This window comes from Psychrobacter sp. ANT_H3 (assembly GCF_027919975.1).
GTDB classification, from domain to species: domain Bacteria; phylum Pseudomonadota; class Gammaproteobacteria; order Pseudomonadales; family Moraxellaceae; genus Psychrobacter; species Psychrobacter maritimus.
Window position 1 is genome coordinate 23,912 of the sequence record NZ_JAQISM010000004.1, and the last position, 16,678, is coordinate 40,589.

Genomic DNA, 16,678 nt, shown 5'->3' on the forward strand with positions numbered 1-16,678 from the left:
GCTTTTTTTATGGCCAATTTTTGCGTGTGCTTGGATTTTACTCACAATAATCAACGCGCATTACTAGCCAGAATATCAATGACGTTGTATCATACCTAATTTAGCTGAGTGCGTATTATGGTTGAGGAATTACCGTCGGTATTTCTAGTGGGGCCGATGGGAGCGGGCAAGACCACCATTGGCAGGTTACTGGCTAAGCAGTTAGGGCGCTCGTTTGTAGACAGTGATTGGTATATTGAGTCACAAACCGGCGCAGATATTGCTTGGATATTCGCTAAAGAAGGCGAAGCGGGCTTTCGCGAACGGGAGACGCGTGCCATCGATGAGCTGACGCAGCAATCACAAATTGTCTTAGCGACCGGCGGCGGCGCAGTAATGGCGGCCGAAAACCGTGCCTTTCTTAAAGAGCGCGGCATCGTCGTCTATCTCAATGCTCCGGTGGACGTGCAAATGGCGCGTACTGCCAAAGATAAGTCGCGACCATTGTTACAACAACCGAATCCTAGAAAAATATTGCAAGATTTATACAGCGCCCGCGACCCCTTATATCGGCAAGTGGCGCATATTATCATGCCGACCGGTCATACCTATCCTCGCCATATGGTCAATCAGTTATTGCAGCAACTAGACGCATTTTGTGCCTCAACTTCTATCAGCTCAGCACATCAAGAAGATGAATAAGAAAAAGTTTAATAAACAACGCCGCTCAATTTAATTCAATCCTCATACTTAAGGAGATTTTCATGGCAACGCCACTGTTTCATGCCACCCTAACAGTACAGACGCAAAGTCATGATTATCCTATCGTCATTACTGAAGATAGTAATGCAAGCAACCCTAAAAACATTGTTAGTAACACTGCTGAAAACGCTGCTGAAAACACTACTAATAACAGCGCTGAAAATGGCGCTAAAAAAAGCAGCATGGCAAGCCAAATTGCTCCTTATATTACAGGTCGTCAAGTCCTTATCGTCACCAATGAGACGGTTGCGCCTTTATATTTAAAGGCTTTACAGGAGGAGCTTGAAGCGCAGTTTACCGTCAAGGTTTGTGTGCTCCCAGATGGTGAACAATATAAAAACCAGACCAGTATCAATCAGATTTATGATGCGCTGATGGCCGAGCACTTTAACCGTGATGTGACCCTAATCGCGCTTGGTGGTGGGGTGGTCGGCGATATGACAGGCTTTGCCGCCGCAAGTTTTATGCGCGGGGTCAATTTTATTCAAATCCCAACGACTTTGCTATCACAAGTGGATTCAAGCGTTGGCGGTAAGACCGGCATCAATCACCCCCAAGGTAAAAACATGATTGGCGCATTTTGGCAGCCGCAAATGGTGCTTGCCGATATGAGCACGCTGAAAACCTTGCCGGCACGTGAGCTATCAGCAGGATTGGCAGAGGTCATTAAGTACGCGCTGATTATGGATGCAGAGTTTTTGACTTGGCTTGAGCACAATCTACCAGCGATGATGGCTTTAGATTTAGCCGTACTTGGCGAAGCGGTGAAGCGCTGCTGCCAGTACAAAGCCGATATCGTCGCACAAGACGAAAGAGAGTCCGGTGTGCGCGCCCTATTAAACTTCGGTCATACCTTTGGTCATGTGATTGAAACCCATGAAGGCTATGGTAATTGGCTACATGGTGAGGCGGTCGCGGCTGGTATGGTGCAAGCGGCTGAGCTGTCGCAAAAGCTTGGTTGGTTAACGAGTGCTGACGTTGCTCGTATTAAGCGCGTATTGCTATTGGCAAATTTACCTATTACGCCACCCGCTATTGACGTACAGACGGCATTAGGTTTGATGGGTCATGATAAAAAAGTCAAACACGGACAAATCCGCCTTATTTTGTTAAAATCATTAGGTGAGGCGATATTGACCAATGATTTCGATGCTGAACTGTTAACAGAAGTATTGTCACAACATCACTCATAAAGGTTAGTAAAAGCGTCAATACTGTTAATAATAGAGTCAATACTATTCATCATAACGTTAAGACTTTAATTTATAGCCTCATCATTAAGTGACAATTTTTTAACTTCATCTTTATAAGTATTGCGTTATAAATGGCTTTTTATCAGACTATCTTTATAAGTACTTTTCCCCAAGGACATCTCCATGGCAGCATCACGCTCGACGACTCGCACAGCTGGGCAGAAATATCGCCGTCAAGCATTGATTTGGCTGATAGCGACACTGCTATTGGGCGTGTTTACCGCCTTAGTTTGGATGTTTAGTCAAACGCCAGCGATGGGCGCAAAAATCGAGAATGAGCCAATATCAGCGCCACAAGCCTCAACTGATGAGCTTGAGCAGCCGTTAAAGATAGAATCCTTGCATGAGCTTGATACCGATGTGCAGCCGATTAGTTTTGATGCCACGGTTCGTGATTTGCGCAGCTACCCTGATGAGTTTAAAGATAAGCGTTATCTGCTGGCCAATAAAGGCAAGTGGACAGTGCAGGTGATGAATGTCGCTGAAAACGATGTGATTGTCAGCTATTTAGAAAGCCGTGAAGATCGCGAGAAGTTTGCTTATTTTCGCTACCTAGATGAAAACAATCAAGTACGCTATATGTTGACTTATGGGCTGATGAGCAGTCCACAAGAAGCGGTCGGCGCGGCTAAGCTAATAGACTTTAAGCTGCCTGCTAATGTGCGTGTGTTGCCAGAAGAGATCAATCGCTACGTCAGTATTATTGATAATTATGAGCGTCCTGATCCTGTCAAGGACTTAAGCACCAAACGCACGCGCGCTGTCAATTTGCGCCCAACCAAACGCGAAGTGCCGGTGCGTCAGAAAGCACCAGCTAACGATAGTGCCAACGAGCAAGCAGCAAGTAATGCCAATCGCGGCGCGCAAGAAGTGACGAATAATAGCACTGCTGAAAGTATTCGTCAGTCAGTCGATACCTCTGAGACCTTATCTGTTAATGAAGAGCGTACGGTCGGTATCGAAGAGCAGACAACGACTGCACCAACACCAAAAAATGCAGATAATAGCCGAAAATCTGAAGCAAGTAACAATAATGAACCGAAAAAACCACCTGTGGTTGAAGCGCCTAAACCGCCGAGTGCGAATGCAAACAGTAATGCGGCTAATAAGAACGCCAATTCCAATGCGGCTAGTAAAAATCCTAATGCCGGTGCCGGTGCTAATAACAATGCCTCAAAAAACAACGCCTCAAAGAACAACGCCTCAAAGAACAACAATGACAGCATAAAAGAGCTTATTGAAGAAAAAAGCAATTAATTTCAATGAGCGTTTATTAGAAAAGCCTACCAGATATCCTGTTTGGTAGGTTTTTTTGCGTTTGCGTTTGCGTTTGCGATTTTGATAAGTAAGATTACATTTGAATGTATGCAGTGGTTATTAGGTTTTAATATTAAGGCTCATAGGCATGGAAAACTATCTAAAAGCGCATATATAAACGGCTTAAACGGGGTCTCAGTCGCGAAAGTTAGTAATGGCATCATCATTGATAATATAATTTTTTACAAAATCGAGAACACAAAGACATAGAAAAGACTAGATTTTTTGTCAATCATTAACTAAGATAACTATGGGCGACGTTCTGTATAGTTATCGTAAATCGTTATCTTACATCGCAGCATTTAGTAAGTAGGCTTGCTATAAATACAAGCACTTACGCTTATGTTGTTGTCTCAAGCGCTGCTACTTGCCATCTCTATTAAGCTTATTGCAAGTGGCACAATCTCTCGTTATTACCCTAATTGGGGTCATTAAGGCGCTTGAGTACAGAGCGTCTGATATTCAAATTTGACGGTTTAGGCTAGTGATAGTAGCTACTTTAGCCATCATTTTCTTATCATTTACTTGGCGCATTATCTATCGAAGTGGTTAACGCATATCAGCATTTACCAAGGTTTATGCGACTCACATTGAGCGCCTTAACCGCTGAAAGAAGATCGCAAGCCTGTAAAGACCGATAGTGAATGATGTATAAGGGCTTTAAGGATAAAAGGATAGATAGGGTGATGATGATCATTTATCTTATCTCCTGAATGCAGTCCTTTTAGTAGCCAACCCTAAAGTAAAAGTTGCAATTACTGTATAGTAATTAGAAGAGTAAAGAGAATCGTGGTAAGTATTTTTATCACCTTTAGAATCTTTACTCTATTTGCTCTGCCTGCGTTTTATTAATCCGCTTATGTGAATATATACCCGTTCTGCCTGCGGAGTTTGGTTTGTACATCATCTAAGATGTATATGCTGTCTGCTTACTTAAAAGGACAAGCTATGTCAATGATTTCCTCCTCTACGCATTTGGCGACCCCAGATGACTTCTCTGATAATTGCGGCTTTGGTTTGATTGCTCATATTGAGGGCCAAGCCAGCCATGATTTGGTAAAAACAGCCATTCACAGCTTAAGTTGTATGACCCATCGCGGCGGTGTCGCTGCGGATGGTAAAACCGGTGATGGTTGCGGTTTATTATTGGCGACGCCAAGCGTATTTTTTAGCAATATTGCAGCTGAGCAAGGGTTTACGCTGACGGCCAATTTTGCAGTAGGTATGGTCTTTGTTAATTTAGACGAGACGAAAGCGCAGTATAGCCGACAGGTGCTCAATGAAGAGCTTAGCGCCCAAGGTTTGGAAGTAGCTGGTTGGCGCGATGTGCCACTTGATTTGAGTATCGTTGGTGAGATTGGTCGTGAGACCTTGCCCGGTTTTCAGCAAGTATTTGTCAATGCAGCAGATGAGCTAGCCGCCGATGATTTTAACCGTAAGTTATTTGTCGCGCGTAAAAAAGCGGAACAACGCTTGGTTGATGACGAGCTGTTTTATGTATGCTCATTAAACTGTCAGACGATTATTTATAAAGGTTTGGTCATGCCATCAGACCTGCCAGCTTTCTTTTTAGACCTACAAGATACGCGTTTGGCCTCGCATATTGTGGTCTTCCATCAGCGTTTTTCGACCAATACGCTGCCGCGTTGGCCACTGGCGCAGCCGTTTCGCTATTTGGCGCATAACGGTGAGCTGAATACCATCACCGGCAACCGTAGCTGGTCCGAGGCGCGTACGCCAAAATTAAAATCTGATAAATTGCCCAATTTAAACGAACTAACGCCACTGGTTAATAGCACCGGCTCAGACTCATCAAGCTTAGATAATATGCTAGAAGTGCTGATGTCGGGCGGTATGAGTTTGTTCCATTCGATGTCGATTCTGGTGCCACCCGCTTGGCAAAATGTCGATAGTATGGATATGGATTTGCGCGCGTTTTATGAGTTTTACTCGCAGCATATGGAGGCGTGGGATGGCCCAGCAGGTTTAGTGATTCAAGATGGTCGCTATGCTGTCTGTATGCTTGATCGTAATGGTCTACGCCCATCGCGTTGGGTCACGACCAAAAACGGTTATATCACTGTGGCGTCTGAGGTTGGCGTTTGGGATTATGCGCCAAAAGACGTGCTCGCTAAAGGTCGGGTCGGTCCCGGTCAGATGCTGGTGATCGATACCATGACCGGTCAAATTATGGATACCAAAGCCATTGCGACGTTACTCAAAAAGGCCCATCCATATCGTAAGTGGCTACGTGAAGAAGCGACCCGTATCCGTGATGATGAGCGCCTTGAAGAAGAGTTAGCCGCACAAGCCTGCCGCGGCGAGCCGCTAAAAGCATTGCAAAAAATGTATCACATCACCAATGAAGAGCGCACCGAAATTATCCGTCCTAATGCCGAAAATGGTCAAGAGCCAGTCGGCTCGATGGGTGATGATACGCCTATGGCAGTGCTGTCGCAGCAAATTCGCCATGTCGGCGACTTTTTCCGCCAGCAGTTTGCACAGGTGACCAATCCGCCGATTGATCCATTGCGCGAGTCCATCGTGATGTCGCTACAGACTTGCTTAGGGGCTGAGACCAATGTGTTTGCGCCATCAGCACGCGACGCCCATCGTATTATCTTATCGTCGCCAGTTTTATCAGCCAGTAAAATGCAGCAGCTCGAAACTTTGGCTGATCCAGCGTTCCAAATGGCGCGTATCGATTTAAACTACGATGCCAATCTTGAGTTATCAGCCGCCATCAAAGCTATCTGTGAGCAAGTGGCAAATAGCATCCGTGCTGGTCATACTTTGATTGTCTTGTCTGATAAAAACATTACTGCCGATAAAGTACCGGCCAATGCCATTATGGTCACCGGTGCGGTGCATCATTACCTGATAGCACAAGGTATTCGTACCGATGCCAATTTAATCATAGAGACAGGCTTGGCACGCGATTCGCATCAAGTAGCGGTATTGATTGGCTTTGGTGCGACCTGTATTTATCCATATTTAGCTTATGACGTCATTGATGATTTGGTAGCGACTGGTGAGCTGCTTGGCGATCCGATTCAAGCGCGGGTAAATTTCCGTAAAGGCTTGGATAAAGGTTTGCTAAAAATCTTATCAAAAATGGGCATCTCGACCATTGTATCGTATCGGGGCGCACAATTATTTGAAGCGGTTGGGCTCTCTGAAGAAGTGGTAAGCTTATGCTTTAAAGGCGTGCAAAGCCGTATTAAAGGCGCAACTTTTGCCGATTTAGCTGTCGACCAAGCGCAATTGGCTGCCAATGCCTTTAAACGTCGTGCGCCACTAGATCAAGGTGGCCTGCTGAAGTTTGTCTTTAATAAAGAATACCATGCCTTTAATCCTGACGTCATTAATAGCTTACATACTGCGGTACGGACAGGCGATTATGATAATTATCGTCATTATGCCGATTTGGTCAATAGCCGTCCCGTTGCAACCTTGCGTGACTTGCTGCAATTAAAGACGGATAATTCAATTGACGTTAATGAGGTCGAAGATATCTCAGCAATCTTGACGCGCTTTGATTCAGCAGGGATGTCGTTAGGGGCGTTGTCTCCTGAAGCCCATGAAGCGATTGCCATGGCGATGAATACCATTGGCGGGCGCTCAAACTCTGGTGAAGGCGGCGAAGATCCGGTACGTTATGGCACGTTGCGTAATTCAAAAATTAAGCAAATCGCCTCTGGTCGATTTGGCGTGACGCCTGCCTATCTGCGTTCAGCAGAAGTGATGCAGATTAAGGTTGCTCAAGGCGCAAAACCCGGTGAAGGTGGTCAGCTGCCGGGTGGTAAGGTCAATGCGTTAATCGCCCGTCTGCGTTATTCGGTGCCTGGGGTGACGCTCATATCACCGCCGCCGCATCATGATATTTATTCTATTGAAGATTTGGCGCAGCTGATTTTTGATTTAAAACAAGTCAATCCAGATGCTTTGGTATCGGTAAAATTGGTCTCGCGTCCCGGTGTTGGTACGATTGCAACGGGCGTGGCAAAAGCCTATGCCGATTTAATTACTATCTCAGGCTATGATGGCGGCACCGCAGCATCGCCACTATCCTCTATCCATCATGCTGGCTCGCCGTGGGAGCTAGGGCTTGCTGAAACCCATCAGTCGCTACGTGTTAATGGCTTGCGTGATAAAGTCCGTATCCAAACCGATGGTGGGCTAAAAACCGGTCTTGATGTGGTCAAAGCCGCAATTCTTGGGGCTGAAAGCTTTGGCTTTGGTACCACGCCGATGATTGCGGTTGGTTGTAAGTACTTGCGCATTTGCCATCTTAATAACTGCCCGACCGGCGTTGCCACCCAAAAAGCCCAGCTCCGCGATGAGCATTTCATTGGCGAAGCAGAAATGCTCATTAACTTCTTTAAATTTGTCGCGACTGAAACGCGTGAATGGCTTGCGGCATTAGGCGTGCGCAGTATGGAAGAACTGGTCGGACGTACTGACTTGCTTGAAGTATTAGAAGGTAATACCGATAAGCAGCGTCATTTGGATTTAACGCCGTTATTATTTAGCCATCCAGCCAGTAGTGGCAAAGCGCAAACCTGCCAGGTTGCGCGTAATGAGCCGTTTGATAAAGGCTTGCTTGCTGAGCAGATGATTAGCGATATGCTGCTCAATATTCGTAAAGGGAACGGCGGCGATTATAGCTACGCCGTCGGCAACTGTGATCGCTCTATCGGCGCGCGTATTTCAGGTGAGATTGCACAGGTATGGGGCAATATTGGCATGAGTGATATGCCCATTAAGCTGCATTTAAACGGAACCGCAGGGCAAAGTTTGGGTGTCTGGAATGCGGGCGGCTTGCATATTGAGCTTGAAGGCGATGCCAATGACTATGTCGGTAAAGGCATGGCGGGCGGTGAGATTGTCATTTATCCGCCGAAAGACTCAAGCTTTCATGCGCAAGAAACTGCTATCATCGGTAATACCTGTTTGTATGGTGCAACAGGCGGTAAGCTATATGCTGCTGGCACGGCAGGCGAGCGTTTTGGCGTACGTAACTCTGGCGCGCATGCGGTCATCGAAGGCACAGGCGACCATTGCTGCGAGTATATGACCGGCGGTATCATTACCATCCTTGGTCGTACGGGTCTGAATTTTGGCGCTGGTATGACGGGTGGATTTGCTTATGTGCTCGATATGGATGGTGACTTCTTTGATCGCTGTAATCATGAGTTGATTGATTTAAACCGTATCTCAAGCGAGCAAATGGAAGGTCATCGTATTTACTTGCAACAAGTCATTGAAACCCATGTCGATAAAACCGGTAGTGCGTGGGGGCAGACCATCTTAGCGGACTTTGAGCATTATGCGCGTAAGTTCTATTTGGTGAAGCCCAAAGCGGCAAACGTTGCGACCTTGCTTAAGACCACGACAGCTGATCCACAATAAATGGAATGAGTCAGCAAGAGGTTTACGAGCAGTTTTAATACATAGCTTTAATGCACAATTTTAAGCAGGTAAATGACAGCCCGTATCCGTAAATTTGCCTCATTGAGGCTGCAGATATTGGTTGTCGTTAGCCACTATAAAATACCTCTATATAAAAGAGACAATACCATGGCAAAACGCTTAGAAAATAGTTTTCAGTTTTTAGATGTACCACGCCTTGAGCCCACCAAAAAAGACATCGCCACCCGTTCAACCGAGTTCGTAGAGATTTATCATCCATTTGAAAGCGAGTCAGTGGCGCAGCAATCGCATCGTTGCCTTGAATGCGGTAACCCGTACTGTGAGTGGAAATGTCCGGTACATAATTACATTCCCAATTGGCTTAAACTGGCGAGTGAAGGTCAGATATTTCAGGCGGCAGAATTGTGCCACCGTACCAATACTTTGCCTGAGGTTTGTGGACGTGTCTGCCCGCAAGACCGCTTATGTGAAGGCGCTTGTACCTTAAACGACGGCTTTGGCGCGGTGACTATTGGCAACGTTGAAAAGTATATCAACGACACCGCTTTTGCCCTTGGTTGGCGTCCTGATATGTCCGATGTGATTTGGACGGACAAAAAAGTCGCTATTATTGGCGCTGGTCCAGCAGGTTTGGGCTGTGCAGATATCTTAGTTAGAAATGGTGTAACACCTGTTATTTTTGATAAGCGCCCAGAAATTGGCGGCTTATTAACCTTTGGTATTCCAGAATTTAAGATGGAAAAAGGCGTCATGCGCAACCGCCGTGTCATCTTTGAAGGCATGGGCATGGAGTTTCGTTTAGAGACAGAAATCGGTACTGATGTCAGCATTGATGAGCTGCTAAGCGAGTATGATGCGGTATTTATGGGCATGGGTACTTACACATATATGCGCGGCGGCTTTGCAGGTGAAGAGCTAGAGGGCGTCTATGATGCGCTAGATTACCTGATTGCAAACGTCAATCGCTGTAACGACTGGGAGAAAAATCCAGAAGAATATATCGATTTAAAAGGTAAAAAAGTGGTGGTGCTAGGCGGCGGTGATACGGCGATGGACTGTAACCGTACCAGTATCCGTCAAGGGGCGCAGCAAGTGGTTTGTGCTTATCGCCGCGATGAAGAAAATATGCCCGGCTCCCGCCGCGAAGTGGTCAATGCGCGCGAAGAGGGTGTTGAGTTTTTATTCAACCGTCAACCGACAGAAATCATTGGTTTAAATGGCAAAGTGAACGCGGTCAAAGTGATTACCACTCATCTAGGCGCGCCTGACAACCGTGGTCGCCAGCGCCCCGAGCCCATTCCCAATTCAGAAGAAATTATCCCCTGTGATGCGGTTATTTTGGCCTTTGGTTTCCGTCCTAGCCCTGCTGATTGGTTTGCAGGGCAGCAAATCTCGATGGACAGCTCGGGTCGGGTCATAGCCGCCGAAAAACAAACCTTTAAATTTCAAACCAGTAACCCCAAAATCTTTGCTGGTGGTGATATGGTACGCGGCTCTGATTTGGTCGTGACGGCGATTTGGGAAGGTCGTGAAGCAGCAGAAGGCATTCTAGATTTCTTAGAGGTGTAGCATTTAGCGCTAGCAATAGCTAAAGGCTCTTAGCCAGACGTTGTCAGCTAAGCACTATCTTGGCGTGCTTTTTTGTTGTTATGTGCTAGCATGTTTTGACCTTTAACGTCTTTTATCTTTTAATAGATGAAAGGCGTTATTTTTTGACCATTGCTTTATTATCGCTTTATCAATAGTTAAGCTAGCAGTTATTATTTAACCGCATTTTTATTCATTTATTTTTATTCATTTATTATAAGAGACAGCCTGCGTGAAACCGACTTTTTGGCAACGATTTACTGCGCCGTTTGTGGAGCCATATGCCCGCTATCAGCATGCGGATATTTTGCATGCCATACGTTTGGGTGTGGCCGTGCTGATTGCACTGTTGTTAAATGAGTTCACGCACTTGCCGCATGGTGAGTGGACGACCATTACCGTGTTTGTGATATTGGGCTTATTGCAATATCAAGGGGCGATTTATACCAAGGCCAAAGAGCGCATACTCGGCACCTTACTTGGGGTGGTGGTCGGGCTGAGTTTCTTATGGCTGATCCAAGATACGGGTCATTGGCTATGGTTATATTACGGGCTGATTGGTATTATCAGTGGCATCATCGGTTATGTAGCGGTCAAGCAGCTGGGTTATATTGGTCTATTGACAGGGATTACGATGCTGATGATTGTTTCAAGCCCTGATCATAGTAATATCGCCCAAGATGGTTTATATCGCGCTTTTAATATCTTACTTGGCGCAGGGGTGGCGGTAGCAGCAACCTTAATCCTACCGCTTAAATCGACCTTGATGTGGCGGTTTTTATTGGCCAGCAATCTTGAAACCTGCAGTAATTTGTACGCTGGGGTTGGCAATCATATTGATGCGGAAGTTTTGGTACCTAAGCCATTTAAATATAGTAAGGCGACCAGTTCAGCCAGTATTATTTACCCAAAGAGCAGCTCTGTACCAGATACACCCGTTAATAAATCTTTGGTAAAGGCGCTACAAAAAATCAATAAGCGCCTGCTTGCCGTGCGCCCGCATATCGCCGCGACAGCCAGTGAATCGGGCATTGAAAAAGAAACGCTAGAGACCATTCAGCGTACCCATCGTAATATTATTGGTACGATTGACTTGCTCTTAAGTGCCGCGCCGCGCTTGGCGAATATTGAGATTGATGATGAAAATCATATTTTGCTTATCCATTATCAGCATGAATTAACGCAAGCGATGCAGCATATGGCGGCGGTATTACGTAGCCCAAACGATGAGGTATTTCGTCCTATTACGCGCATTGCGGTATCAGAATATCCAAGTGTAGAAAATTTGGGCTTTGAGTGGCAAGGCTATTTTTGGTTAACTCAAACCTTACAACTACAACTGCAGCGGCTCAGTGATTTGCTACAAACCACCAAGCCGCAATGGTTTGCCGCCTCAGGTCTACGTTATCAGCGCCGCGAGCAGCGCCGTATTGAGCATAAAGGTAGCGAAACTGATTTGCATTTATAAATAGAAAAATAAATAAAAGACAAATAAAAAACGCTGACTCTATAAGGTCAGCGTTTTTTTATAACCATATTTAATAAAAACAGCTAATAACCATCAGCCATTAATAATCATATTTTAACAAACAATGATTAACGACCGGTTTTTAGCTTATCCCAATACTGCTGATACACTTGCAAGGCTTCATCACCGACATCTTCTTGGAATTCAGCTTTTGCTAGCACATCTTTGCTTGGATAAATGGTTGGATTGTTTCTAACCTCTTCTGGCATCATCTCACGCGCGGCGATATTAGGCGAGGCATAACCAATCTCTTCGCTGACGATTTTAGAGTTCTCAGGACGCAGTAAGTAGTCAATAAATTTGTGTGCTGCATCGACCTGTTTGGCGTTTTTGGGAATCACAAAGTTATCCATCCACAAGATAGCGCCCTCAGTTGGGTATTTATACACCAAGCTGGTCAAGCCTTCGTTATTGGCGATGATAGCTTCACCATTCCAACTCATACCAACCGTGGTTTCGCCTTCCATATACGGCATGCGCGAGGCATCGGAGTTAAAGGTTTTCACATTTGGCATCAAGGTCGTCAGCTTCTCATAAGCGGCTTTGATTTCGTCAGGGTTTTTACTATTACCTGAATAGCCAAGGGTCAATAGCGCCATGCCAAACACTTCGCGCATGTCATTCATCAGCATCACTTGACCTTTATACTCAGGACGCCATAAGTCATTCCAGCTATTTACGGTCGCAGGATCAACCGCTTCGCCATTGATGGCAAGACCGGTGCTGCCCCACATGTAAGGAATCGAGTATTTGTTTTCTGGGTCAACTTTGGTATTGGTAAATGAGGTATCAAGATTCTTAAAGTTGCTTAATTTGGACTTATCCAGCTCTTGTAGCAACCCTTCTTTGGCCATTTTTTCGACATAATAGGTCGATGGAATCGCTAAATCATATTGGCTAGAGTCATCAAGCAATTTGAGCTTGGCGTACATGGCTTCGTTAGAATCAAAAGTGGTGTAATTGACCCGAATGCCCGTCTCTTCGGTAAAGCCATCGAGAATTTCCTGCGGCATATACTCAGACCAGTTATACAAATTAAGCGTTTCTGTGCTGGCAGTTGTACCGTCAGTTGCCGCATTGTCAGAGTTGCTACAGCTGGCAAGTGCAAGTCCGACTGTCACCGCTAAAAGCGCTTTTGGCAGTATACGAGTGCCACGAACAACGCTGTGAGCGGCAGAGTGGGATGATGATAAATGGGTCAAAATAGCTCTCCTAAATAAGAATGATGCAAATGAGTAAAAGTTAGATGGTAGATAGTTAATGCTAAGTGCTAAGTGTTGAATACTAAGTGTTAAGTACTAAATATAAGCTATCGAGCCAAATGTGAAACTATTATGGCTATGATTGTGAATAATTTAAAGGGTAAGGATGCGCTCGGTATTCATACCACTATTAAAGCTCATGCCGATAACTGGCTAAGAATTATTTACAAGTAATAGTATGAGGTTTTCCGCTAAACTTTTGTAAGATAATAAGCACAAATAATCATGTTATGATGGGCGCTGGTTTATTTTTCAGCCATCACTTAACAATATAGTTTATATAAAACAAATAGATTAACCATAACACAATAATAAAGGATGCAACATCATGACTCAGAGTAACCCACTGATTCCAGCGCTGCTCACGGATAAAGTCGCTATTGTCACTGGCGCTAGTCGCGGACTTGGCGCTCAGATTGCTGAGCAAATGGCAGCAGCAGGCGCACGCGTTTGCGTCAATTATCTTAATAGTAAAGGCGCTGCCGACCAAGTGGTTGCCGGTATCATTGCCGCAGGTGGTCAAGCATTTGCTTATCAAGCTGATGTTAGCGATTTAGCACAAATGCAAGCGCTGGCAGCTGAAGTGGTTGCGCGTTATGGTCGCATTGATATATTGGTCAATAACGCCTTGCCAAGTTATCAGTTTAATCCGAGTGCCGACTATACCAGTATCGAAACCGTCAAATGGGCGCATTTTTCGCAGCAGCTTGACGGTATTGTCAAAGGTGCGGTCAATAGCGTGCAAGCGGTACTACCACAAATGAAAACGCAAAAAATGGGCAAGATTATCAATATCTCAACCAATCTTGTTTATAATCCGGTGGTCACTTATTACGACTATACCACTGCCAAATCTGCATTGATTGGACTGACGCGTAACTTGGCTGCGGAGCTTGGACAATACGGTATCCGCGTTAACTTGCTGGCAGGTGGATTGCTACAAACCACGGATGCGAGCCGTTTAACGACTGAAGAGGTCTTTGATTATATCGCCACCACCACGCCATTACGACAAGCAACCTCGGTGGCTGACTTTGCCAATTCGGTACTATTAATGGCGTCTGATTTGAGCTTGGCCATCACCGGACAGTCTATCGCTGTCGATGGTGGTTTGACGATGCCTTAAGGCTTTGAGGTCATGATGCTTTGATATCTAAACGTTGATAAAAATAGCAAGATAAAATAAAAAACAAGCAAACAAACTTCTGACCACATTGATTAACTAAGAGATAGAGGAATAAGATGAATAACCGTAAACGAGCTGGAATCATCGCCGCAGTAATTGGGATGGTTGCTTTTATGATGATGTTCCATGCTGGCTCACCGACGCCTATCTTAAACTGGCCGGTGGAGACTTATATGGGCTTGGCATTTACCATTGGTTGGCTGAGTAGTGTGCCTAATTGGCTGGCCTATGTACTGGCAGCGCTGGTGCTTATCCTGATGGTCGTCGGCTTTTATAAAATTGGTGGCTGGGTTTATAGTTTGATGACAAGGAAGCGTTAAGTCCTTTTTTGCTCTATATTTAATTACTAAGATAGTTATGTGCGGCATTATTCTTGCGACCAGCTGTGAGTTATCAACCAAAAATTATCAATAACTAGAAAAACAAAAACCCTTGTCAGCGATTGGCAAGGGGTTTTTTTTGGTTATAAAGATAAACGCTATGACTACTTTCTCTTAAGATTCTTATACTTATGATGCTATCTTAAATTGTTCAAGCACTGCTTGTATCCCGTACTCTTCAATTGTGCCAGTGACGAAATCTGCGCGCTCGATTAGTGCGGGCTGAGCATCGCCCATCGCTACCGCATAGCCGACTAAATCAAACATCTCTAAATCATTCATGCCATCACCGAACGCCATACATTCACGTGCATCTACGCCATAATACTGACAGACGTCTTTGATACCGCGTGCTTTAGAGGCGTTTGCTGGCAGGATATCTGCGCCAATATGATGCCAATGTACCAGCTTTAAATCGTCCTGGGCAAAGTCGATGTCTTGCATTTTGTCTTCTTGATTGTTGAAGAATACCGAGCATTGATAGACTGGATTCGATAGGTAATAGACTGGGTCAACGATAGAGTTTGGTGTTCTGGCGTTGTATTCACGCAAGCGGGCGTTTTCACCTGACCATGCGATATGCGTCGCCGAGTCGAACTTATGAATCAGCTCGCTTGTTTCACATAACTGGACGATTTTGTCCGTCTGCTCAGCAGATAAAGGGTAATGACTGATGACACCCTTATTATCAAAGCTATATTGCCCATTCATACAAATAATCGCATCTAAGACATCAGCTTCAAACAAAGCTAAAATATCTGCTGGCAATATCGCTTTAGAGCGTCCCGTCGAAATCACCAATTTAATATCAGTTTTGGCAAGCGCTTCAAGGGTCGCTTGGTTGTGCGCGGCGATAACACCGTTACGGCTAAGCGTATCGTCAATGTCAAAAAATATCACTTTTGGCACAGGCAATGTATGCTTCATACTGGCTGTCGCCGCCTTATCTACAATAAACATGAGTATCCTTTATATTTGAAAAACGACTATTTAGGTAATTAGAGCAGGTGTTGAGAGTCGTTGAGATTTACTGAATAATTTTAAGTATTATCGCTAATAATAATGTAGTTTGTATTTATCAATAAGTACTCAATTTTATATGACTAAAAATACAGCAATAGGGTGGTTGTGACTCATTTATGTAGCGCTTTTATAACGATAAATGCCTTTCATATTTAGAAGGCGCTGGCCGGCAAATGGTTGATTTTATACTTTTTGACTTTATATAAGCTCTAAATAGAAATAGCATTTCGTTTAGTATTCTTAATAAATATATAAAATGCAAACTTGCCTGATAAGGACAGCATAATGAGCTTATCTACCGAAAACAATGTGAGCCAAAAAGCCTTAGACGATGATTTGTTTATATTATCACCGCGTCATCCTGACAGTCGGCTTGAGACGGATTGGTTGTTCTTATTCAACAAGCTACCACCTGATCAATGGTTTAGCGCAGATTATGCTTACAAAACATCGGGCTGGCTAAAAGTACATACTAACATACGCAAGCGTCAGCGTATCTTGACACAGATTAGTGCAGGTTATCAATCTGGCGAGTACGACTGGGCAGAATATCGCTCGCAGCTACTCAAACGTATCAGTATGCACATTCTCAAATTGCATCAACATCATGGCGTCGAGGATGAGGGGTTTTTCCCTGAGTTTATTCGGATGTATCCGCAGCTACAGGCAGGGTTTGAGATATTGGGTCGCGACCATGTGCGCTTGGATGCGCTACTCGATAAGTTGCAAGTGCAAAACGATACGTTGGCGAGAAGTGGGGTTGAGGATAAGGCGCTGGCAGCGCAATTACATCAAACCTTGGTGGAGGCGACCGATTTACTCTCGCAACATTTGACTGATGAGGAAGATTTAGTGATTCCGATTTTGGGGTTGAGGCAGGGTTAGGAGTTGAGTATTGCGCCTTAAATTTTTCTATTCATTCATGAAACAACGTTGCAGCTTGTAAAATACTAAAACTACTCCTAAAA

11 protein-coding genes are annotated in these 16,678 nt (G+C 44.8%); 9 read left to right on the top strand and 2 right to left on the bottom strand.

What is annotated here, in order from left to right:
• Positions 1–117 precede the first annotated feature (117 nt).
• From aroK to PG901_RS02950, 6 genes are all read left to right on the top strand, one after another.
• The gene (gene aroK / locus PG901_RS02925) at positions 118–681 is read left to right on the top strand and encodes a shikimate kinase AroK (protein ID WP_201565531.1); all 564 of its coding nucleotides are present in this window, start codon (positions 118–120) and stop codon (positions 679–681) included.
• A 62-nt stretch (positions 682–743) separates the two neighbouring features.
• Positions 744–1,934 (top strand): 3-dehydroquinate synthase, encoded by a 1,191-nt coding sequence (gene aroB / locus PG901_RS02930; RefSeq protein ID WP_271133445.1) that lies wholly within the window; start codon positions 744–746, stop codon positions 1,932–1,934.
• A gap of 183 nt (positions 1,935–2,117) precedes the next feature.
• Positions 2,118–3,251: a hypothetical protein gene (locus PG901_RS02935; protein ID WP_271133446.1), complete on the top strand. Its 1,134-nt coding sequence runs from the start codon at positions 2,118–2,120 to the stop codon at positions 3,249–3,251.
• A 1,008-nt stretch (positions 3,252–4,259) separates the two neighbouring features.
• Positions 4,260–8,723: a glutamate synthase large subunit gene (gene gltB / locus PG901_RS02940; protein WP_271133447.1), complete on the top strand. Its 4,464-nt coding sequence runs from the start codon at positions 4,260–4,262 to the stop codon at positions 8,721–8,723.
• Positions 8,724–8,891: 168 nt separating this feature from the next.
• Positions 8,892–10,313, top strand: a complete 1,422-nt coding sequence (locus PG901_RS02945) for an FAD-dependent oxidoreductase (protein ID WP_271133448.1) — start codon at positions 8,892–8,894, stop codon at positions 10,311–10,313.
• A gap of 250 nt (positions 10,314–10,563) precedes the next feature.
• Positions 10,564–11,799, top strand: coding sequence for an FUSC family protein (locus tag PG901_RS02950; protein ID WP_201565023.1), 1,236 nt, complete (start codon positions 10,564–10,566; stop codon positions 11,797–11,799).
• A gap of 128 nt (positions 11,800–11,927) precedes the next feature.
• Here PG901_RS02950 and PG901_RS02955 read toward each other — a convergent pair whose 3' ends face one another.
• Entirely contained in the window at positions 11,928–13,061 is a 1,134-nt protein-coding gene (locus PG901_RS02955; protein WP_271133449.1) for an ABC transporter substrate-binding protein, read from the bottom strand.
• Positions 13,062–13,449: 388 nt separating this feature from the next.
• Here PG901_RS02955 and PG901_RS02960 point away from each other — a divergent pair, with 388 nt between their 5' ends.
• Entirely contained in the window at positions 13,450–14,247 is a 798-nt protein-coding gene (locus PG901_RS02960) for a 3-oxoacyl-ACP reductase (RefSeq protein WP_271133450.1), read from the top strand.
• Between the two features lie 116 nt (positions 14,248–14,363).
• Complete coding sequence (locus tag PG901_RS02965) at positions 14,364–14,627, top strand: hypothetical protein (protein WP_201565026.1); 264 nt, start codon at positions 14,364–14,366, stop codon at positions 14,625–14,627.
• Between the two features lie 189 nt (positions 14,628–14,816).
• Here PG901_RS02965 and PG901_RS02970 read toward each other — a convergent pair whose 3' ends face one another.
• Positions 14,817–15,647: an HAD family hydrolase gene (locus tag PG901_RS02970; RefSeq protein ID WP_271133451.1), complete on the bottom strand. Its 831-nt coding sequence runs from the start codon at positions 15,645–15,647 to the stop codon at positions 14,817–14,819.
• Positions 15,648–15,995: 348 nt separating this feature from the next.
• Here PG901_RS02970 and PG901_RS02975 point away from each other — a divergent pair, with 348 nt between their 5' ends.
• Positions 15,996–16,595 carry a hemerythrin domain-containing protein gene (locus PG901_RS02975; RefSeq protein ID WP_271133452.1) on the top strand — a complete coding sequence of 200 codons (600 nt, stop codon included), beginning with the start codon at positions 15,996–15,998 and terminating at the stop codon, positions 16,593–16,595.
• The last annotated feature ends 83 nt before the right edge of the window (positions 16,596–16,678 follow it).